At 50.6% G+C, this 701-nt stretch carries 1 pseudogene; it reads right to left on the minus strand.

The features are described 5' to 3' along the window. Positions 1-11: 11 nt before the first annotated feature. Positions 12-701 (minus strand): annotated as a pseudogene (locus MMG82_RS21400) (IS4-like element ISUnCu8 family transposase); the annotation flags it as partial.

Consider the following 701-nt stretch of genomic DNA (forward strand, 5'->3'; position numbering starts at 1 on the left):
CTGTCTCTTGATCACAAGTCTTCGTGATTGAGAGACATGGCCAATTCGTAACCCTCAAGGATGGTTTGTAACCTAAACCATCCTTCCCACAATACCTCTACACAAGCTCGACCTGTCCGCTTGGTATCTTTCCAACCCCCTAATCTGGCCAGACGCTCGTACGCCCACTGCATATCGGGTGCCTGTTGAGGTAACGGACGTCCCTCCATTTTCAGCCAAAGTAATTTCCACGCTTTCTGACCCAATAGCGTTTCACAACATTGTGCTGCCACTTCCGCTTTGGATACCTTCATAAAGCGAAGCTGGAGTAAGCGTGTGGCGATAAAAGCCAGTATCACACTCATACGCTCCAGATTCTCACGGCACTGCATTCTCAGCTCTTCCACCGCGGTGCCACTGCTTTTCCATACCTTGTGGTAATCTTCAATCAACCAACGGCGCTCGTAATAGCCGACAACCTCCAGTGCCTCCTTCGAGCATGTGATAGGTTCTGAGGTGAGTAAGTGCCATGCCAGTTTTTCTTCACGATGACTTTGCTCTACGACACTGACGTAATACAGAGGGATGTCTGCCTGAGTGCGTTTGTTGGCTGGAGCTTTGAGGGTCACTCGGGCATATCTCATTTCCAGCGTCACCGCCCGGGCTTTCCTTCCGCCTTTCTGAGGAATGAGGAGAGATTTCGTCGCTGCAAGCGGTAATGT

Origin of the sequence: Shewanella sp. MM_2022_3, from assembly GCF_022557375.1 — a bacterium.
Lineage (GTDB): Bacteria > Pseudomonadota > Gammaproteobacteria > Enterobacterales > Shewanellaceae > Shewanella > Shewanella xiamenensis.